General features: G+C 35.2%; 21 protein-coding genes. 19 read left to right on the top strand and 2 right to left on the bottom strand.

Annotated features, from left to right (window positions below):
* Window positions 1-3: 3 nt before the first annotated feature.
* Both DNG35_RS03600 and purD read left to right on the top strand, forming a co-directional pair.
* A complete protein-coding gene (locus DNG35_RS03600; protein WP_111126387.1) occupies window positions 4-1,353 on the top strand; it encodes an undecaprenyl-phosphate glucose phosphotransferase in 1,350 nt (449 codons plus the stop codon).
* 51 nt (window positions 1,354-1,404) lie between these two features.
* Window positions 1,405-2,679, top strand: a complete 1,275-nt coding sequence (gene purD / locus DNG35_RS03595) for a phosphoribosylamine--glycine ligase (RefSeq protein WP_111126386.1) — start codon at window positions 1,405-1,407, stop codon at window positions 2,677-2,679.
* Here purD and DNG35_RS03590 read toward each other — a convergent pair.
* On the bottom strand, window positions 2,676-2,921 hold the full coding sequence (locus DNG35_RS03590; protein WP_111126385.1) for a uracil phosphoribosyltransferase: 246 nt from the start codon (window positions 2,919-2,921) through the stop codon (window positions 2,676-2,678). The two genes, purD and DNG35_RS03590, sit on opposite strands and share 4 nt — an antisense overlap.
* A 47-nt stretch (window positions 2,922-2,968) precedes the next feature.
* Between DNG35_RS03590 and DNG35_RS03585 the strand changes: the two genes are divergently transcribed.
* The 8 genes from DNG35_RS03585 to DNG35_RS12145 all read left to right on the top strand — a co-directional run bounded on the left by DNG35_RS03585 (window position 2,969) and on the right by DNG35_RS12145 (window position 8,404).
* The gene (locus tag DNG35_RS03585; RefSeq protein WP_111126384.1) at window positions 2,969-3,898 is read left to right on the top strand and encodes a DUF6427 family protein; all 930 of its coding nucleotides are present in this window, start codon (window positions 2,969-2,971) and stop codon (window positions 3,896-3,898) included.
* Window positions 3,892-4,527, top strand: a complete 636-nt coding sequence (locus DNG35_RS03580; RefSeq protein WP_111126383.1) for a hypothetical protein — start codon at window positions 3,892-3,894, stop codon at window positions 4,525-4,527. Before DNG35_RS03585 ends, DNG35_RS03580 begins: the two co-directional genes overlap by 7 nt.
* Complete coding sequence (locus DNG35_RS03575; RefSeq protein ID WP_111126382.1) at window positions 4,524-5,522, top strand: DNA adenine methylase; 999 nt, start codon at window positions 4,524-4,526, stop codon at window positions 5,520-5,522. The genes DNG35_RS03580 and DNG35_RS03575 overlap by 4 nt, the downstream gene beginning before the upstream one ends.
* Before the next feature lie 78 nt (window positions 5,523-5,600).
* Window positions 5,601-5,984 carry an endonuclease domain-containing protein gene (locus tag DNG35_RS03570; RefSeq protein ID WP_111126381.1) on the top strand — a complete coding sequence of 128 codons (384 nt, stop codon included), beginning with the start codon at window positions 5,601-5,603 and terminating at the stop codon, window positions 5,982-5,984.
* Between the two features lie 92 nt (window positions 5,985-6,076).
* A complete protein-coding gene (locus tag DNG35_RS03565) occupies window positions 6,077-6,685 on the top strand; it encodes a DUF4254 domain-containing protein (protein ID WP_111126380.1) in 609 nt (202 codons plus the stop codon).
* A gap of 78 nt (window positions 6,686-6,763) precedes the next feature.
* Entirely contained in the window at window positions 6,764-6,952 is a 189-nt protein-coding gene (locus tag DNG35_RS03560) for a DUF559 domain-containing protein (protein WP_111126379.1), read from the top strand.
* 148 nt (window positions 6,953-7,100) lie between these two features.
* The gene (locus tag DNG35_RS03555; protein ID WP_111126378.1) at window positions 7,101-8,138 is read left to right on the top strand and encodes a glycosyltransferase family 9 protein; all 1,038 of its coding nucleotides are present in this window, start codon (window positions 7,101-7,103) and stop codon (window positions 8,136-8,138) included.
* A gap of 86 nt (window positions 8,139-8,224) precedes the next feature.
* Window positions 8,225-8,404: a hypothetical protein gene (locus DNG35_RS12145; protein ID WP_146228829.1), complete on the top strand. Its 180-nt coding sequence runs from the start codon at window positions 8,225-8,227 to the stop codon at window positions 8,402-8,404.
* A gap of 9 nt (window positions 8,405-8,413) precedes the next feature.
* Here DNG35_RS12145 and DNG35_RS03550 read toward each other — a convergent pair whose 3' ends face one another.
* A complete protein-coding gene (locus DNG35_RS03550; protein WP_111126377.1) occupies window positions 8,414-9,466 on the bottom strand; it encodes a ferredoxin--NADP reductase in 1,053 nt (350 codons plus the stop codon).
* 199 nt (window positions 9,467-9,665) lie between these two features.
* On the opposite strand from DNG35_RS03550, the gene DNG35_RS03545 reads away from it, so the two are divergent.
* From DNG35_RS03545 to DNG35_RS03505, 9 genes are all read left to right on the top strand, one after another.
* Complete coding sequence (locus DNG35_RS03545) at window positions 9,666-10,007, top strand: PadR family transcriptional regulator (RefSeq protein ID WP_111126376.1); 342 nt, start codon at window positions 9,666-9,668, stop codon at window positions 10,005-10,007.
* Window positions 10,004-10,627: a hypothetical protein gene (locus tag DNG35_RS03540; RefSeq protein WP_111126375.1), complete on the top strand. Its 624-nt coding sequence runs from the start codon at window positions 10,004-10,006 to the stop codon at window positions 10,625-10,627. The genes DNG35_RS03545 and DNG35_RS03540 overlap by 4 nt, the downstream gene beginning before the upstream one ends.
* Window positions 10,624-11,328: a hypothetical protein gene (locus DNG35_RS03535; protein ID WP_111126374.1), complete on the top strand. Its 705-nt coding sequence runs from the start codon at window positions 10,624-10,626 to the stop codon at window positions 11,326-11,328. The genes DNG35_RS03540 and DNG35_RS03535 overlap by 4 nt, the downstream gene beginning before the upstream one ends.
* Window positions 11,329-11,368: 40 nt before the next feature.
* Complete coding sequence (locus DNG35_RS03530) at window positions 11,369-12,841, top strand: DUF5687 family protein (RefSeq protein ID WP_111126373.1); 1,473 nt, start codon at window positions 11,369-11,371, stop codon at window positions 12,839-12,841.
* 6 nt (window positions 12,842-12,847) lie between these two features.
* Window positions 12,848-13,543 (top strand): ABC transporter ATP-binding protein, encoded by a 696-nt coding sequence (locus DNG35_RS03525; RefSeq protein WP_111126372.1) that lies wholly within the window; start codon window positions 12,848-12,850, stop codon window positions 13,541-13,543.
* Window positions 13,544-13,647: 104 nt separating this feature from the next.
* Window positions 13,648-15,372: a hypothetical protein gene (locus DNG35_RS03520; RefSeq protein WP_111126371.1), complete on the top strand. Its 1,725-nt coding sequence runs from the start codon at window positions 13,648-13,650 to the stop codon at window positions 15,370-15,372.
* Between the two features lie 12 nt (window positions 15,373-15,384).
* Complete coding sequence (locus DNG35_RS03515) at window positions 15,385-15,951, top strand: hypothetical protein (protein WP_111126370.1); 567 nt, start codon at window positions 15,385-15,387, stop codon at window positions 15,949-15,951.
* 9 nt (window positions 15,952-15,960) lie between these two features.
* Window positions 15,961-16,488 (top strand): hypothetical protein, encoded by a 528-nt coding sequence (locus DNG35_RS03510; protein WP_111126369.1) that lies wholly within the window; start codon window positions 15,961-15,963, stop codon window positions 16,486-16,488.
* Window positions 16,489-16,642: 154 nt separating this feature from the next.
* Window positions 16,643-19,246, top strand: coding sequence for a hypothetical protein (locus tag DNG35_RS03505; protein WP_233494443.1), 2,604 nt, complete (start codon window positions 16,643-16,645; stop codon window positions 19,244-19,246).

Below are 19,246 nucleotides of genomic sequence, written 5' to 3'. Positions count from 1 at the left end.
GGCATGGTCGAAAGACAAGGCAGATATTCATCGTTTTTAAAACCAATTATCTATGTTTTGGATTTAGCGGTCATGCTGCTGTTTGCTTTTCAATTTTCTTTTGGAGTTTTAGATTATTTCAACTTCTTTTTGTTTGTTACCATTGGTTGGTTAATTATTTCTGTTAAAACCGGTTTCTACGAAGTTTACCGATTTACGAAAGTGACCACGATCATTTCTTTAATAGTTTTACAGTTAGCCATTTTTACACTTTTGGTTTTTTCTTTCTTTGGTTTTTTCAAAGAAATAAGCAGTACCAATCAGGCAATTTTTACTTACCTCTTCAAAGTTTTTGGAGTGATTACTGTTATCAAGTTATCGGTTTATTATTTTTTTAAGTTTTACCGAAAAGATTTAGGAGGTAATTACCGTAAGGTGATAATTGTTGGAAATAACAGCAAAACAAGAGATTTAAAAAAACTTTTTGATAACAAACCAGAATATGGTTATAAAAGCGAACCAATTGTTGAAATCAATCCAGACTCAGATTTGGATGAAGTCTTTAAACTGATTTTAGACAAAGAAGTTGACGAAATTTATTGTTCGATCAGTGCTCTAGAGAATGAACAAATCAATGATTTTATAGATTTTGCTGACAACAACCTCAAGATTTTACGGATTATTCCCGACAATAAAGACGTTTATACTAGAAAACTCAAAGTAGATTATTTTGGGTATTTACCTATTCTTTCCCTGAGGGATATTCCCATAAACGATCCCTTAAACCGACTTATTAAGCGTAGCTTTGATATTGTGATGTCTATTTTTGTAATTGTTTGTATTTTGTCTTGGCTTACGCCCATACTGGCAATTCTCATCAAATTAGAATCAAAAGGGCCAGTTTTTTTCAAACAAAAAAGAAATGGTTTAGATTACCAAGAGTTTAACTGTTATAAGTTTCGCTCGATGAAAGTCAACCCAACAGCAGATTTACACCAGGTAACTCGGGGGGATCAAAGAATTACCAAAATGGGTTCTTTTCTTCGAAAAACAAGTATCGATGAAATGCCACAATTCTTCAATGTTTTGGTTGGCGACATGTCAGTTGTTGGACCAAGACCACACATGGTAAGCCATACGCATATGTATGCGGAACGTATCGACAAATTTATGGTACGCCATTTTATCAAACCCGGAATAACAGGGTTAGCTCAAACGAGTGGTTTTAGAGGCGAAGTCGAAACCGAAAAAGATATCATCAACCGTGTAAAATATGATATATTTTACCTCGAAAACTGGTCGTTGCTACTCGATATTAGAATTACGATTCAAACAATTGTAAATGCTATAAAAGGTGAAGATAAAGCCTATTAATCTTTTTGCTTTACGGATTTTAAAAACCTATTTTTGCTAAAAAATTTACCGATGAATATTCTTGTTTTAGGTTCTGGAGGAAGAGAACATACTTTTGCACATCAAATTTCTAAAAGCGAAAAATGCGATCAGCTTTTTGTCGCACCTGGCAATGCAGGGACACAACAAATAGCAACTAATATACCTATTAACGTAAATGATTTTGAAGCGATAAAAAAAGCAGTTTTAGCGCATCAAATCAATATGGTAGTTGTAGGTCCAGAAGACCCTTTGGTAAATGGTATTTACGATTACTTTCAAAACGATGACGACCTAAAAAGAGTAATGCTCATTGGTCCATCAAAAAAAGGTGCAGCACTCGAAGGAAGTAAAGAAAGAGCCAAAGAGTTTATGATGGCTCATCATATTCCAACAGCGGCTTATCAAAGTTTTACCGCAGCATCGCTCGAAGCTGGAAAGAAATTTTTAGAAAGCCTTTCGGCTCCGTATGTATTAAAAGCAGACGGCTTAGCCGCAGGAAAAGGAGTTTTGATTTTAAATGATTTAGCGGAAGCGAAACAAGAGTTGGAAAATATGCTTGCCAACCAAAAGTTTGGTGAAGCAAGCAACACCGTAGTTATCGAAGAGTTTTTATCAGGAATAGAATTAAGCGTTTTTGTCTTGACTGATGGCAAAAACTACAAAATTTTACCAACGGCAAAAGACTACAAGCGTATTGGCGAAGGCGATACTGGTTTAAATACGGGCGGAATGGGCGCGATTTCTCCGGTTCCGTTTGCAGATGAAGCTTTCATGCAAAAAATTGAAGAACGTATTGTAAAACCAACCATCAACGGTTTGCAAAAAGAGAACATCGATTACAAAGGTTTTGTGTTTATTGGGTTGATAAAAGTTGGTAACGACCCGTTTGTGATAGAATACAACGTACGAATGGGTGACCCAGAAACCGAAGTGGTTTTACCGAGGGTAAAAACAGACTTGGTAGAATTACTCGAAAAAACAAGCCTGCAACAGTTAAATAACAGCACCTTAGAAATAGACGAAAGAGCTGCAACAACCGTAATGGTAGTTTCTGGTGGTTATCCGGAAGCATACCAAAAAGGAAAAGAAATTACAGGGATCGAAAATATTTCCGACTCGATCGTTTTTCATGCAGGAACATCAGAAAAAGAAGGGAAAGTTGTAACTAATGGAGGGCGTGTGATTGCCGTTACCTCTTTTGGGAAAGATTACCAAGAGGCCATAAAAAAATCTTACCAAAATGTAGAGAAACTACATTTTGATAAGATGTATTATCGTAGAGATCTAGGTAAAGACTTGGCTTAAATTTCTGCGTTTTTACCTAAAAAACGGTGTGCTTTAGAATCTCTGTTTTCTTCGTTGTTATCGTTAAACTTCTTAAGTTGGCCCATCCAATAGATAAAGGCAGCAAAAGCAACGATAAAAAACAACCAATTAATACCATTGGCCAAAAACCATGAAGTAAGTTCTAATTCTCTCAAAGCATGAAAAGGTAAGAACAAAAACTCTTCAAAAAGCCACTGTATTAATTCAAAAAAATCTTTCATGATAAAATGCTTTGTTATAAATTTCTACAAAAGTAACAAATTAGTCTATGTTAACAAGTTTTTTTAAGAAATCTAAGCCGGTAAATTACCTCATTATTTGCTGTTACTTTGCATTCTATTTTTTAATTGCCAACTTTTTTATTTACGAAAATGAAATTTCGGCAGGCTATCTTTTTAAAAAGATAGGTTATTTATTCCTTTTTGTCTTACTTATTTTGGTGCTTAACTTTATTCTCAAACGCAACGACATTCATAAAAACAACAGTTTTGGCGTCTTATTGTTTGTACTGTTTTCCGTCGGTTTTTTACCAATTTTAAAGTCAGCAGACGCCGTGTTAGCAGTGTTTTTTATCACCTTGGCTTTCCGTCGAGTTTTTAGCTTAAAATCAGGAAAAAATATCAAAATCAAAATCTTTGATGCTTGCCTTTGGGTACTCATCGCAAGTCTGTTTTTTTCTTACAGTTATCTGTACCTCATTATCCCAGTGATGGGCGTTTTTTATTACGCCAATGACAATATAAAAAACCTATTTATTCCGCTGGTAGCGATATTTTGTTTTTTTGTGTTGGTAACAACATTTTCGCTACTTACCAGTAATGAGTTTTTTCTTTTTGAAGGTTATTTTTCAGCACCAAGCATAGATTTTAAAAGTTACCATGCTTTAGAAATCATCATTCCGTTAAGTATTTTGTTGGCGATTTTGGTTTGGTCTTTTGTTAGTTTTTACAAAGAAACCCAAGAGAAAATCCGTAAAGAAAAACCACTTTTATATTTGCTAGCGGTAATTTCTGTATTGGGAATACTTATGATTTTGCTTTCGCCGGAAAAAACAGGCGAAGAGCTTTTGTTTTTATGCCTTCCTGCAGGAATGATTACCACGTTTTTCTTTGAAAAGAAAGGCGAAAAATGGCTAAAAGAATTATTATTACTAACTTTAATTGTCTGTAATATCTTAATTCCGATACTTTTTTGGTAAGCCTAGAACAAATAGAAACCGAACTCAAAAAACGCCACCAATTTCCTTACCGCTGGATGCGAAAACAGAACAACGCTTGGGACAAACACACCAACTTTATTTACAAAACCCAAACCTGGAAGGACTTGTGTCACCAAATAGAAAACGCTTCTATAAAGATAAAAGTAGATAAAGACCAACTTTTTCAGTATGCGGCGAATCGGTGGTATAATTTCTGGAGTGCCAAAGCGATCGAACAGATTTTTACGTCTTGTGAAAATGTAAGACCTGTAGAAAATACAAAAAGTAAAACCTGCGATTTTTATATCGAAAACATTTCGTTTGATCATAAAACATCAGTTTTTCCAAAAAGATATCCCAAAAGTCTATCAGAAGCTCAGCAAAACCCATGCGAACTCTTGCATTGGTTATACCAGAACCAGAGTCAACAAGGTAGAAAACACCTCAAAAACCGACTTTTTCTAGTGGTTTACCAACAAGACCAACAACATTGGAAACTCAAAGCAGAAATCAAATGGCTTTCTACCCGTATTAAAAATTATGTGTTTACCTTTGACGCTGCTCGGTTAACAAAATTAAACTTTAAAGAAAATCACGCTTTCGCGGATATCATTTGGGCGGTTAGATGAATTATATAGGCTCTAAAAACAAACTTTCGGGTTGGATAAAAAACAACATTACCCAAACCATAACCACACCACTTTCTGAAGTGGTTTTTTGTGATTTATTTGCGGGTACCGGAATAGTGGGTCGCACATTTAAACCCGAAGTAAAACAAGTAATCGCCAATGATGTAGAGTTGTACAGCTATGTTTTACTAAAGAACTATATCGGCAACCATTTGCCTATAGCGAAAGCAGCTTTTTTTATCGAAAAACTGAATTCACTTTCCGATAAAAAAGGATTTATTGCTGAAAATTATGGTGAAAACGGGCAGGCTAATCGGCTTTATTTTTCAGAAGAAAATGCACAAAAAATAGATGCTTGTCGCCAAACCATCGCAACTTGGAAAAAGAAAGGTGAAATTTCAGAAAATGAATATTATTTTTTGCTGGCTTCGCTGCTAGAAAGTGCCGATAAAGTGGCCAATACGGCTTCGGTGTATGGCGCATTTCTTAAAAAATTAAAGAAATCCGCTGAAAAGCCTATTGTCATTGAGCCTGCAAACTTTGAAATTACTAAAAACGAACACCAGGTTTTTAACCAAGACAGCAACCAGCTCATTCAAAAAATAGAAGGAGATGTGTTGTACCTCGATCCGCCTTACAACGCACGGCAATATGGAGCCAATTATCACTTGCTTAATACAATAGCGGAGTATGACAATTTTATTCCGAAAGGTAAAACAGGGTTACGGAATTATTATAAATCGGCGTATTGCCAAAAGGGAAAAGTCGCCGAAGAATTGGAGGAACTCATTAAAAACGCACAATTCAAATACATTTTTTTAAGCTATAATAACGAAGGTTTATTGAGTGTTGCGCAAATTAGAGCTATATTTGAAAAATTTGGAAAATACCAGTTGGAAACCAAAAAATACCAACGTTTTAAAGCAGATAAAACCAACAATAGAAACCATAAGGCATCGAGCACAGAAGAATATTTACATATTTTAGAAAAATAAAAAACTCAAGTCCCCTCTAATAAGAGAGGATTTAGGGGTGTGTTATTAGGAAATTTATACTTGTGTAAATTCATCAATATGAAAATTTATTACAATCCTAAACTAAAGGAACTTGCGAGGCAATTACGTAACAACGCAACAAAATCTGAAATCAAGTTATGGAAATTGTTAAAAGGCAAAAAGATGTATGGGTATGATTTTCATCGTCAAAAACCAATTGACAATTATATTGTTGATTTCTTCTGTAATAAATTGACTTTAGCCATAGAGTGCGATGGGTATTCACATCAATTACTTGAGGTTTGGAAAAAAGACCAGTTAAAGATGAAGCACTTAAATAAATTAGGAATCAATGTGTTACGTTTTTCAGATTATGAAATAATGAATGATATAAACAACGTAGTAAGAGCCATTGAAGATTATATTCTTACTTTTGGAGAGAATAATAAAACACAACCCTGATTTGAAGCGTAAAACGCTTCAAATCTTCCCCTCTTTTTAGAGGGGATGTCAAGAAAATTAAACATCCACTTTTTAATCAAAAATAAAAAACCATGTTTACAGAAAAAGCCAATAAGATATTTCAAGAAGCCATAGACAGATACCATGTGATCAATACGGTAGATCAGCCGTTTGAAAATCCGTATGACGAAAAATCACAACTCATCGAGCATTTATTGTACAGAAAATGTTGGATAGATACGGTACAATGGCATTATGAAGACATTATTCGCGATCCGCAAATCGATCCGGTTTCCGCTTTAAAGCTCAAAAGACAAATCGATGCGTCTAACCAAGACCGTACCGATATGGTAGAATACATCGATAGTTATTTTCTGGAAAAATACAAAGACGTACAACCCAAAGCAGATGCGACCATCAATACCGAAAGTCCAGCTTGGGGAATTGATAGGCTTTCTATTTTAGCCTTAAAGGTTTACCATATGGAGGAAGAAGCTACGCGTCCAGATGCTTCGGAAATGCACAAACAAACATGCCAGCAAAAGCTAAATGTGCTTATAGAACAACGTAAAGATTTGTCGAGCGCTATCGACCAATTGCTTCAAGATATCGAAAACGGCGATAAGTATATGAAGGTCTACAAGCAGATGAAAATGTACAACGACGACGAACTGAATCCTGTTTTACGCGGGAAGAAATAAACCTAACAAGTCCCCTCTAAAAAGAGGGGATTTAGGGGTGTGTTATTAGGAAATATACACTTGTGTAAACTTATCAAAATGAAAATCTATAACAACCCTAAACTAAAAAAGTTAGCTCGAAAATTACGGAATAATGCCACAAAATCAGAAATAAAATTATGGAATATTTTGAAAGGAAAGCAAATGCATAATTATGACTTTCAGATTGTTATTCTAGCAATAGAAAACTTTATATCGAATTTTGAAGAGAATAAAACACACCCCTGATTTTTCAGAATTACATTCTTCAAAATCTTCCCCTCTTTTTAGAGGGGAAAGTAATAAAAGAACATTATAAGTTCCTTCTGTTAAGCCTGTACTGAGTTTAGTTGAAGAAAGAGGATTTAGGGGTGTGTAAATTTAAAGCAATCAATTTTTGAAACCACCAAAACACATATTGGTCATTCGGCTTTCGGCGATGGGTGATGTCGCGATGACGATTCCTGTCTTGCAACGGTTTTTGCAACAATATCCCGAAGTAAAAATCACCGTTTTGACCAAGCCGTTTTTCAAAACAATTTTTCAGGACTTACCACAAGTAGAAGTTCTGGAAGCTGAGGTTAATGGTAAACACAAAGGACTTTTTGGATTATGGCGATTGGCTAAAGAAATTAGAAATTTAGAGATTTCCGCTGTAGCGGATTTACACAATGTGCTACGCTCAAAAATCTTACGCTTTTTTTTCTTTTTTATGCAGATAAAATCGGCAGTAATTGATAAAGGGCGAGCCGAAAAAAAAGTATTGACAAGGCTTTCACCTAAAACCATTCGCCCTATAAAAACAACCCACCAACGTTATGCTGAGGTGTTTGAAAAATTAGGATTTCCAGTTGATTTACCTCAAAAAATCATTCAAACCAAACCAAGTGTGCCCAAAAGCGTAAAGGTTTTGCTAAAATCAGATTCCAGAAAATGGATAGGAATTGCTCCTTTTGCAGCACACCCAACCAAGTCTTACCCATTAGATTTGATGGAAAAAGTGATAAAAAGCTTGTCGGAAAAAGGCAACTACCAAATGTTACTTTTTGGTGGTGGAAAAACCGAAGAGCAACAATTGGCGGCTTGGGAAAATAAATTTAAAAATGTAGTTTCCTTAGCGGGGAAAGTCCGTTTTAAGGATGAGTTGCATACCATTGCCAACCTCGACCTGATGCTCTCGATGGATAGCGGAAACGGTCATTTGGCAGCAATGTATCAAGTTCCGGTGATTACGGTTTGGGGAAACACACATCCGTATGCAGGCTTTGCACCATTTGGTCAAACAAAAGACCAACAAATTTTGCCAGATCTTAAAAAATATCCGTTATTACCCACTTCTATCTACGGTAACAAAAAAGTAGAAGGATACGAAAATGCGATGCGAAGCATTTCACCAGAAGCGATAATAGAGAAAGTAGAAGATATTTTGGGTTGAACAATATTTCGTCAACCTGAACTTGTTTCAGGTTCTCATTATTATATATAAAAGCATAATGACGGATAAACAAAAAAATAAAAAAGATGTTTTACAAAACCAATTGGAAATACCTCATCAACGCCCTAATTCTTTTCGCAGTTGCTATTTTTATGTTTAGCTATAACAGCGAAAACTTAGCCTTAAACTATTTCTTTGTCTTGGCAGAATTAGTTTGGTTCGGGTTGTTTGTATACCACAAATTTCTAAAGCAAAAACAAGTTTAGCTGTCTTACTTACACATCATCAAAATCTACTTTGATAGTGGCTGTCGTAGGATGAGCTTGGCAAGTAAGCGTTAAACCTTCTTCGATTTCATCATCCGTTAAGATTTGGTTTTTTGCCATTTCGGCTTTTCCCTCCACAATTCTAGCAATACAACTACTGCAAATACCGCCTTGACAAGAATAAGGCGCATCGATATCTTTTTCTAAAATCGCATCGAGAATGGTGTGCTTTTGATCCATTTCAAAACTAAACTCTTCGTCGTCAACCGTAACAGTAACTTGTGTTTTTCCGTCAAGCTTGGCATCTACCTCACCAGTTTCGGTGCTTGAGAAAAGTTCGAACAATACATCTTGTTTATCGATATTGTTTTCTTGTAATACTTCGCTTACGGTATCAATGAGAGTTTCTGGGCCACATAAGAAGAACTTCTCAAAGTGATGTCCTTTAAACTTGTTTTTAAGGATGTAATTGACTGTGTTACGCTCTATTCTACCAAAAAAAGAATCTTGGTCTTGTGCCTGGCTAAAAGAATAAATCAAATAAAACCGGTCTTGGTATTTTAAGACCAAATCGCTTAATTCTTTGTAGAAAATAGTTTCTTCAGGTGATTTGTTACCGTACACCAAGACAAATTTACTATTTTCTTCTTTCGCTAACGCGGATTTTAAAATCGACATAATCGGTGTAATTCCGCTGCCGGCAGCGAAGGCCGCATAGTAGTTTTGTTTTCCATTACGGTTGGGCTCGTAAACAAATTTTCCTTCCGGCGGAAAAACATCCAACACATCGCCCACTTGAAGTTCTCTGTTGGCAAAACGCGAGAAAGTTCCGTTATGTACTTCCTTTACAGTGACTTTGAGCTGGTTGCTTTCTGGCGTAGAACAAATAGAATACGAACGGCGTAATTCTTTTCCGTCGAAATCTTTTTTGATGGTAATGTATTGTCCTGGCTCAAAAGCAAAAATATCAGCCAAGTTATGGGGGACATCAAAAACCAAACTCACGGCTTTTGAGGTTTCTCTAATGATTTCTTTTACCGTTAGCGAATGAAAATTCTTCATCAATCAAAAATTTTGGCAAAAGTACAAACTTGCTTTTATTTTTAACAGAAATGCCGAAAAATTAATACCTAAGCATTTTAGGTATACTAAAATTTATATCTTTGAACAGTTGATAAGAAATTCTCGTCAGTTTGAGTGGTTTTTTCACTAAGTGAAAAAATTATATCGAAAACAGAGAGAAAATTAAAAAAAAATAGCCTTGAGCAACAACAATTTATACAAAGGAAGTTTACAAACCATCATTTTGCAGCTACTTGCCAAAGGTGACAAAATGTATGGTTACGAAATCACTCAAAAAGTAAAAGAGCTTACCAAAGGTGAGCTCACGATTACCGAAGGGGCTTTATATCCTGCTTTACATAAATTAGAAGGTTCGGGAATGCTCGAAGTCGAGATGCAAAAAGTAGATAATCGCCTCAGAAAATATTATAAGCTGACCGAAAAAGGAGAAAAAGAATCGGTCATAAAAGTTGAAGAACTCACACGCTTTGTTGAGACCTTACAAGAGCTAATGGCTCCTAAAAACCCAAAACTGGCATGAGAAAGTTAGCACCTGAAGAAATAGGTTTTATCGACAAGTATTTGGAGAATTCTGAAGTAAAGTTTTATGACATTCGTTTAGAATTGGTCGATCACGTAGCTAAAGCGGTTGAAGAAAAGATGGACACTGAAAACCTAACTTTTTATGACGCTTTTAAAAGCTATATGATCAAAAACAAAAAAGAGCTTATTAAAGAAGTTAGCTTGATTAAGAAAGAAGCTTTTTTGAAAGTTTTAAAAATGCTGGGAGCTAATTTATTTCATCCGATTACAATAGGAGTAAGCTTTTTGGGTTGGCTTTTTACAAAAGAGTTTTTTAATACGATAAAAGAAGGTCCAGCCTTTTTTTCACTTGTATTACTGTTCTTATTTCTAATGCTTTCTTTAGTTATTATGAGAGGTTTGCTAAGTAAAAAAAATAGAGGAAAACAGTACATTTATATCAACAGATTGGTTTTCATCTCCTCACATACTTTTCAGTTATATCAGATTGTTTTTTTACATAAAATGAGTGAACACTATTTGTTATACTTGATTTTATATGTGGCTATCAACTCCTCTTTTTTGATTTCGCTCAAAAAAGTATATGACAATTACCAGAAAAAACTTTTGCTTTCATGAAAAAAGTAACTCCACTACAAGTAGAGCGGTTATACCAATTTACGGCACAACATTATGTCGAATATTATGATGTACAAACCGAATTGGTCGATCACTTGGCCAACGCCATCGAAGAACAATGGCAAGAAAACCCAGACAAGGATTTTGAAAAAGCTCTATATGAAGAGTTTAAAAAATTTGGAATTTTTGGGTTTATGAATGTGGTCGAAGCTAGGGAAAAAGCAATGACCAAAAAGTACTTAAAACTTATTTTTAAAGAACTACTCAGCTTTTTGTTTTTACCTAAAATGATAATGACATTTTTGTTGATTACAGTAGTTTGTACGGTCTTTATGCAGGTTCCTTATGGCGGCTATGTGGTTACAGGGGCTGTTTTTCTGATTTTAGTTTGGCAAGCATATCTGGCTTTTAAAAATAGAAAGGCAAGAAAACAAGCCATCAGGGCAAACCAACGAAAACCTTATTTATTAGAGCATTTATTAGAAACTTGTGGAGCCTCGTTGGGTTTACTTCATTTTCTTTTTCAAATCATTATTCACCTTCCTGGAGATTTCCAAAATTTCACTTTTTGGAGTGTCGTAGGCTTTTCGGTATTTATGTCTTTTGTCATCATTATCGGGTATGTGATGTTGTTTGAAATTCCGCGGAAGCAAAACGAAATTTTACAACAAGTTTACCCCGATTACCACTTAGCAATGTAACTTTTTTTATTTTTAGCCTACCAATCATAAAACACAAACCATGGTCAGAAAACTTCTCAGTCTAGAATGGAAACAGTTTAAACGTTCGCCCAACTTCCAGAAAGGCTTGGCGATAAAAATCATCTTGATTCTAGCAGTGGTATATTTTGCTGTTAGTTTTTTGTTTCTGGGTGTAGGTGCATTTTTTATCATCGAAGATGCTTTTCCTGATCAAGATCCAATTACCGTAGTGAACAACTACCTTATTTACTGGTTTTTGTTTGATATGTTTTACCGCTTTTTTATGCAACAAATGCCCGTACTCAACGTCAAGCCTTTTATGGTATTGCCTATCAAACGAGAAAAACTCATTCATTTTGTACTCGGGAAAACCGCTTTTTCGGTATTCAATTTTCTACCGCAGTTTTTCTTTTTGCCCTTTAGCATTGTGTTGCTGTTTCAGGGTTATTCACCATTATTGGTGATCGGTTGGTATTTGGCGATGTTGTTTTTTACACTTTGCGTGAATTTTCTCAACTTTCTCATCAATAAAAACAACACGTTTTTCTATATCATTGCCACACTTCTCTTGGGCGGAATTGCCCTACAAATCTATCAAATCGTAGATTTTACGGTTTATGGCGGAATGTTTTTCAATAAAATTTACGAAATCGGCTACGGGTTTTTAATTCCGCTTTTAGCCTTGATTTTGTTATACCGAATAAATTACACCATCATCAGAAAAGGCTTTTACCTCGATGAAGAAATCCGTAAAAAAACCAAAGCTGTTTCTTCTCAAGACATGTCGTTTCTCAACCGTTTTGGCGATGTCGCTCCGTTTTTAAAAAACGATATCAAACTTATTATCAGAAATGCACGACCGAAACAAGTTTTACTGATGTCATTTTTGTTTCTTTTTTACGGACTCATATTTTTTACCCAAGATATCTATCGAGATATGCCAGCTGTGTTGGTTTTTGCTTCGGTTTTTGTCACAGGAGGTTTCCTCATGACTTTTGGGCAACTCGTACCTTCTTGGGACAGCGAATATTACAAAATGATGATGAGCCAAAACATTCCGTACAGACTTTACCTCAAGTCCAAATGGATATTAATGATTGTGGGTTGCTTGGTTTCGTTGGTGTTGAGTATTCCTTACCTTTATTTTGGGATGGATATTTTTCTGATGATTGCTGCTGGCGCTGCTTTTAATGTAGGGTTAAATTCGTTTATCACTTTGTTGGGCGGCGTGTTGAATCGTGTCCCCGTAAAACTCAACGAGAAAGCCAAAGCTTTTTCCAACACGCAAGGGTTTAACCCAACCCAGCTTATTATTGCCATTCCTAAAATGGTCGGGCCGATGCTTATTTTTTACATCCCGTATAAATTTATCAATTTTGAAGCAGGCATTTTTGCCCTTGCTTTAAGCGGAATAATCGGACTTGTTTTTTACAAACCCATCTTAAATAAAATTGAGGAAGTCTACCAAAAAACCAAATACAAAACTATCGCCGCTTACGACGAAAAAAACTAAAAGAAAATGATAGCAGTACACCAACTTTCAAAAAAATACAACCAAACCGAAGTTTTAAATATAGAAAGCCTCGATATTCCAAAAGGACAAAGTTTTGGTCTGGTGGGTAACAACGGAGCAGGAAAAACGACGCTATTTAGCCTTTTGTTAGACTTGATACACCCCACGACAGGACACATCAAAAACAACAACATCATCGTGAGCGAAAGCGAAGATTGGAAACCTCATACTTCGGCGTTTATCGACGAAAGTTTTTTGATAGGTTACCTGACCGCAGAAGAATATTTTTACTTTATTGGCGAATTACGTGGCGTCACCAAAACCGATGTCGATGCTTTGTTAACAGAATTCAGTAGCTTTTTTCACGAAGAAATTCTTAACCAGAAAAAATATTTGCGTGATTTTTCTAAAGGAAACCAGAAAAAAGTAGGCATTATCGCTTCGTTTTTGGGCAACCCAGAAGTAATTATCCTTGACGAACCTTTTGCCAACCTCGACCCGACCACGCAAATTCGCCTCAAAGCCATTTTAAAAGAACAAGCTGCCAAAAGAGGCATTACCGTACTTATTTCCAGCCACGACCTGATGCACGTGACCGAAGTGTGCGAACGTATTGTCGTTTTAGAAAAAGGAAAAATCGTGAACGATACGATGACCAGCGAAAGCACCTTACAAGAATTGGAATCTTATTTTGGGGGGTAATCATATCATAACTATTTGATAACAGCTCTTTATTCGCTGAAAACTTGATTTTATCGATAAAATTTTTTTTATTAGCAAAACATTAACAAACTTTAAGGCTAATCATGGAATTTACACGCTACACGCTTAAGCTACTACTTTGTTTAATTTTTGTTGGATTGGTGGGTTGTGAACCCGATATAGAAATAGAGAAAGAGGAAGTAGGTCAGGAAATATCAAACCATACACACGATATACCCAGCATTAGTTTTTCGGAGTTTAAAAAACAAACAGGGCAAGACCCAAGTGTTTTGAGAGGCTATGCCGCAAGAGGGGGAGAAGCTTTTATTACCGAAATAGATACCACACAAATATATGTTGTAAGACTAGAGAATATGACATCCTACAATTTTGGGGTAAGAACCATCGCCGATACCTTGGGCACTTTTAGCAACTTGGTCTATTTTGAGAGACCCGAACAGGAAATAGAAACAGTTTTGATACAATATCACCCAAGAGTAGAATGGTGGGAAGAACAGCCTATAGATTTGATAGGAGGTGTTAGTACAATTGAGGAAAACAATTATGAGATAACTACACACCAAACTTCATATTTTACAACAGAAATAGTTGTAATTAATTGCACAGGAGGTAACCATGAGCCAGGTCATCCCAATTGTAATTGTCACTTGCCAAATGTTGATTGTTTACCAGGCTATTCCTATGAGATTGTATCTATAGTCTTACATGATGGAGGAGGTGGCGCACCCGTAAGTGGCACTAATCCGACACTACCTGGTTCTGGTAGTGGTGGAACCGGTTCTACACAAAGTGGCAACCCTGTAAATTATGGTACAGTGCCTAACCCTATACTGGTTTACCCGATCAGTAGAGAGTTTTTTAGTTTATTGGATGCACCAGAAAATACAGAATACCAAGATTGGTGGGAAAGTTTACGAGATATAGAATCTACCATTCTACTAAGTGATTACATCAGTCACCCCAATAGTGACCTAACTATAGCATTAGAAATAATACAGTTTTTTATCGATAACGGTGTAAATGCAGAAAGCTTAGCCTTTGCCAAAGAAGCAAAAAGTGTTTTATTACAAGACGGCGAAGTGGATTGGGAGGAACTTATTATTATTGATATTAATGATGAATGTCAAAGAAAAATTATTTCTGATGTAATAGATTCAGATACATTATTAATGGACATCCTCAAAGATACATTTAATGATCAAAATGATGATATTAAGTTAATTGTCACATCTGATAATATTTCTACAAATGCCAGCACATCAAGTGTTATACATTATAATGCCCAAACTAAGGACTGTTTTATTAATATTACTTTTAATGAAAATTATTTACAAAATGGTACAGACCTCTCTATAGCAAGGACTATGATACATGAATCTATTCATGCCTTGTTACTCTATGGTGTATTAAATGGATTATTTTCAGTTAATGGACAAACAGACCCTGATTATACAGAATTGATGGATGCTTTTTTACTATATATGCATAATAGCAGTTCGTCACACTATTCAGGGGAGCAACATGAAATTATTGCGGATTTAAATGATGATATTACTCTTACTTTAGAGAATTATGGTAATATGAATGGGTATAATTTAAACTCAAATTATTACAAAACTTTATCATGGGGAGGACTGTTGGAAACTGATGCGTTTAAAGAAATTTATCCAATGCATCTTCCTAATGGAGATATAAATCCACAATGGGTATCAATAGTCAACACAATTGCAGCAGAACAAGATAATAGTAATAATTATAATGACGGTCAAGGAAACCCTATTATGCCTAAAGGAAATCCTTGCCCTTAAAAATACGAAGAGATGAGACTGCTTTTTCTTTTATTTATAAGTTTTCAATTACAAGCTCAAAATCACATTGAGATTAAAGAAAGAATTCTTTCAAAAGAATTGAGCTATATAGAATCAGACTTAATCATATTTGATTATAGTGGAGATAAAATTTTAGAAGAATTTATAACAACAAACTATATTTCCCACAAGGATGATATTAAAGATTTTGATGATTTGGTTAATTGTTTAGGAAAAGAAAATTATTATAAGATATTTAATAAGAACCAGTTTATAAAATATAAAAATCAGCTTAATGATAATGAATTCATTTACCTTGTAGAAATACCAAAGAACGTAAAATACGATTGCTATAAAAATGAATTATTTAAGAATAACCTAGAAATAGGAATTCCTTTACACACTAACATTTATGAATACAATATTAGTAGCTTATTGATCACTGAAGATTTAAATTTTATTTTATTTGAATATAGTAAAGGTCTTAAAGGGAGTAAGTCAGGTGGGATTAAAGTTTATAAAAAGGATACGAAAGGAAACTACAATTACTTTTGTGAGTTTAATAGTTGGATGGAATGATTTCAAACTATGAAGACTAATAGATTATATAGTTCTATACTGTTATTTTTTGTGTATTTTTCGTCATTCTCGCAAGAAAAAGCAATAAATGAAGAACACCTATTAATTGATAATTTTTTTAAAGAAACAGAGACAGAATTGTATACGGAATTTGTTGATTTTAAAGGGATTAAGATTTTTATTGATCAGCCAAATATTTTTGAAAATCTCTATGGTCAACCTTGTATAGAAAAAAATGAAAAAGTAAGTTTTGAAAGGTTTTTTACAAAAAAGGAAATTGATGGCATAGTCGATAAAATTTCTAATTTTAAAACTGGAGAAAACATTATTCAAACTCAACTTAAAAACGTTCAATTAAGTAGTGATATTGAGCATAAAAATTTAGTTTTCATTACCAAACCAATTTTAGTTAATAATAAAGCGATTCTTTACTTAAAAAGAAGAAATGAGGAATCTATTTTGATTTTTAAAAAAGATATAAATGAGAGTTGGCAAGTTATATGCCAGAAATTTCTTTATTTATCAATAGAAGATTAATTACAGTACAAGTTTTCCATAAAACATTTCCCTCTAAAATACTCTATAATTTTCTAAAAACTGTATTTTTACAGCCTACCAGTTTTATTTGAAATGGTAAATCATACTAAAACCAAAAAGTTTTAGTTATGTTATAGAAAAGAAACGATAGGAAATGAAGATAAATTACGCGAGCATCGCCAGAAAATTATTGCTCATTACCGTTACCACGCTAATGGTAATGGCTTGTTCTCGTAAAAAAAATACCTGGATCAACCGCAATTACCATGCAATGGGCGCTTATTACAACACGCTCTACAATGGTAAATTGGCGTTAGAAGATGGTCAAGCCGAATTAGCACAAACTTATTTCGATAATTATTGGGAGATTTTACCCGTCGAGCAAATGATGCTCAAAGACGATACCGATACCACAACCAATCAAAATTTTGAACGTGCGGAAGAAAAAGCCACCAAAGCCATCCAAAAGCACAATATGTCTATCGAAGGGACAGAATATAACCCGCAGATGGACAAAGCCTTTATCCTGCTCGGAAAGTCGCGCTATTACGACCAACGTTTTTTCCCAGCACTCGAAGCTTTTAACTATGTGATTACCGATTATCCGGAGAGTAACCAATTTGCAACCGCAAGGGTTTGGCGCGAGAAAACCAATATGCGGATGGGCAATTACGAAATCGCCCTAAAAAACCTAAAGGAACTCTTACAGGACACCTTAGAAATTGATGAAGAAGATTTAACGCATACCTATGCAACGATGACACAGTTGCACATCAACTTAGAACATCTCGATAGTGCCAAAGTGGCGATAGATTCAGCGTTGGCTTATGTAGACGATAACGAGAAAAAGGGCAGGTATTTGTTTATCAAGGGGCAATTGCTCAACCGCTTGGGCGAAAAAGATAGTGCCAACAAAACTTTTGATGAAATTATTGCTTTAAAGCGGAGAACACCACGTATTTATTACATCAATGCGTTTTTACAGAAAGCAAGAAATTACGACCTTGACAATCAAGACCAAAGCATGTTAGAAGAAACGCTAACAGAACTGGAAGAAAATCGTGAAAACAGGCCTTATTTAGACATTATTTATTTCCAAAAAGCAGAATATTACCGAGAAATAGATTCGCTTGACAGAGCAGTGGTCTATTACAACAAATCTTTACGTACCGATACGCAAGACGCTAATCTGAAATACAGAACCTATCTTACCTTAGGGAACCTCAATTTTGACGACGCGCAATATAAAATTGCTGGAAATTATTATGACAGCACCTTAACCAACCTTTCGGAAGGAACACGCGAATACCGACTCATCAGAAAGAAACGCGAAAACCTGGAGGACGTAATTTTATACGAAGACATTGCGGTAAAAAATGATAGTATTCTTCGTTTAGTCAATTTTAGCGAAAGCGAAAGGTTAGCTTATTTTGAAGAATATACCAAAAACCTTAAAGAACAAGCCTTAGAAGATTTAAAAGCAAGCCAGAATGCGGCGCCCACCAATTTGTTTGGGAAAACGCCGAGCTCTGCGACATCAGGCGGAAGTTCCGCTTCAGCGGGAAGTTTCTATTTTTATAACGGAAATCAAGTAGCCAAAGGTTTATTGGATTTCAAAAGAAAATGGGGCGATATCGAATTGGCAGACAACTGGCGTTACGAACCAAAATCTATCGGAAAAACCTCAGGTAGTGAAGAAGTGAGCGAAGAACAAGCTTTGATGACCGCTTTTGAAAACGATCCGCAATATGATCCTGCAACCTATTTAACCACCATTCCAACCGATCAAGCAGTGATAGATAGTTTATATAAAGACAGAAACTTTGCCTATTACCAGCTAGGAATCATATACAAAGAAAAATTTAGGGAATACGATTTGGCAATCGCCAAATTAGAAGCTTTATTAGAAAGCAATCCAGAAGAGCGTTTGGTGATTCCTTCGAAATACAATTTGTATAAGATATACGAAACTATTGGTGACGAAGTCAACGCCAATAAGTGGAAAAATGACATCATTACCAATCACCCAGAAACGAGGTATGCAAGTATTCTGAAAAACCCACAGGCGTTGCGAGACGATCAGAACAATCCCGAAAATGTGTATAATGCGGTTTACCAAAAGTTTTTAAACCAAGAATACAAAGCGGTAATCGACGAATCGAACGAAAACATCAACCTCTTTGCAGGAAATGATATTGTTCCTAAATTTGAATTGCTAAAAGCAACCGCTCAAGGACGTTACGATGGGTTTGAAGCCTACAAAAAAGGACTCAACTTTGTAGCGCTGAACTATCCGCAAAGTGAAGAAGGCAAAAAAGCCGAAGAGCTAATTAAAAATACGATTCCGGTGTTGCAAGATACCGTGTTTACTTTTCCGGAAGATGCCAAAGAATACAAATTGGTGTATTGGTTTAAAAATACACCAACAGATACGTTAGCTGTTGAGGGAAATACGCCTCAAGTTGCGGACAACAAAATCTTGGAAGTAAAGAAAAAAATAGACGAAGCCATCTTGGAGTTTGGCTACGAAGACCTCAAAACCTCTATAGATTTCTATGATGAAAATCAGAAATTATTGGTGGTACACGGATTAAAAAGTTTATTGGGCGCCAAAGGTTTTGGTGTTAAGCTTTCCGAAGAAAAGAAATATAAAATTACGATTGAAAATGTGGCAATAGCTTCAGAGGATTACAAAAAAGTTCAAGTACACAAGAGCTTAGAAGCTTATAAAAGCTCATTTCAAGAAAAAATTAAATAA

Source organism: Mesonia sp. K7, from assembly GCF_003233725.1.
Classification (GTDB): Bacteria; Bacteroidota; Bacteroidia; order Flavobacteriales; family Flavobacteriaceae; genus Mesonia.
This window is presented reverse-complemented; position numbering and strand designations above follow the sequence as displayed.

Bases quoted from the DNA above. Each gene is read 5' to 3' on its own strand.
- DNG35_RS03535 (WP_111126374.1), top strand. From the start codon at position 10,624: ATGAAAAAAGTAACTCCACTACAAGTAGAGCGGTTATACCAATTTACG.
- DNG35_RS03515 (WP_111126370.1), top strand. From the start codon at position 15,385: ATGAGACTGCTTTTTCTTTTATTTATAAGTTTTCAATTACAAGCTCAA.
- DNG35_RS03565 (WP_111126380.1), top strand. From the start codon at position 6,077: ATGTTTACAGAAAAAGCCAATAAGATATTTCAAGAAGCCATAGACAGA.
- DNG35_RS03570 (WP_111126381.1), top strand. From the start codon at position 5,601: ATGAAAATTTATTACAATCCTAAACTAAAGGAACTTGCGAGGCAATTA.
- DNG35_RS03560 (WP_111126379.1), top strand. From the start codon at position 6,764: ATGAAAATCTATAACAACCCTAAACTAAAAAAGTTAGCTCGAAAATTA.
- purD (WP_111126386.1), top strand. From the start codon at position 1,405: ATGAATATTCTTGTTTTAGGTTCTGGAGGAAGAGAACATACTTTTGCA.
- DNG35_RS03585 (WP_111126384.1), top strand. From the start codon at position 2,969: ATGTTAACAAGTTTTTTTAAGAAATCTAAGCCGGTAAATTACCTCATT.
- DNG35_RS03540 (WP_111126375.1), top strand. From the start codon at position 10,004: ATGAGAAAGTTAGCACCTGAAGAAATAGGTTTTATCGACAAGTATTTG.
- DNG35_RS03575 (WP_111126382.1), top strand. From the start codon at position 4,524: ATGAATTATATAGGCTCTAAAAACAAACTTTCGGGTTGGATAAAAAAC.
- DNG35_RS03510 (WP_111126369.1), top strand. From the start codon at position 15,961: ATGAAGACTAATAGATTATATAGTTCTATACTGTTATTTTTTGTGTAT.
- DNG35_RS03505 (WP_233494443.1), top strand. From the start codon at position 16,643: ATGAAGATAAATTACGCGAGCATCGCCAGAAAATTATTGCTCATTACC.
- DNG35_RS03550 (WP_111126377.1), bottom strand. From the start codon at position 9,466: ATGAAGAATTTTCATTCGCTAACGGTAAAAGAAATCATTAGAGAAACC.
- DNG35_RS03590 (WP_111126385.1), bottom strand. From the start codon at position 2,921: ATGAAAGATTTTTTTGAATTAATACAGTGGCTTTTTGAAGAGTTTTTG.
- DNG35_RS03525 (WP_111126372.1), top strand. From the start codon at position 12,848: ATGATAGCAGTACACCAACTTTCAAAAAAATACAACCAAACCGAAGTT.
- DNG35_RS12145 (WP_146228829.1), top strand. From the start codon at position 8,225: ATGTTTTACAAAACCAATTGGAAATACCTCATCAACGCCCTAATTCTT.
- DNG35_RS03530 (WP_111126373.1), top strand. From the start codon at position 11,369: ATGGTCAGAAAACTTCTCAGTCTAGAATGGAAACAGTTTAAACGTTCG.
- DNG35_RS03600 (WP_111126387.1), top strand. From the start codon at position 4: ATGGTCGAAAGACAAGGCAGATATTCATCGTTTTTAAAACCAATTATC.
- DNG35_RS03520 (WP_111126371.1), top strand. From the start codon at position 13,648: ATGGAATTTACACGCTACACGCTTAAGCTACTACTTTGTTTAATTTTT.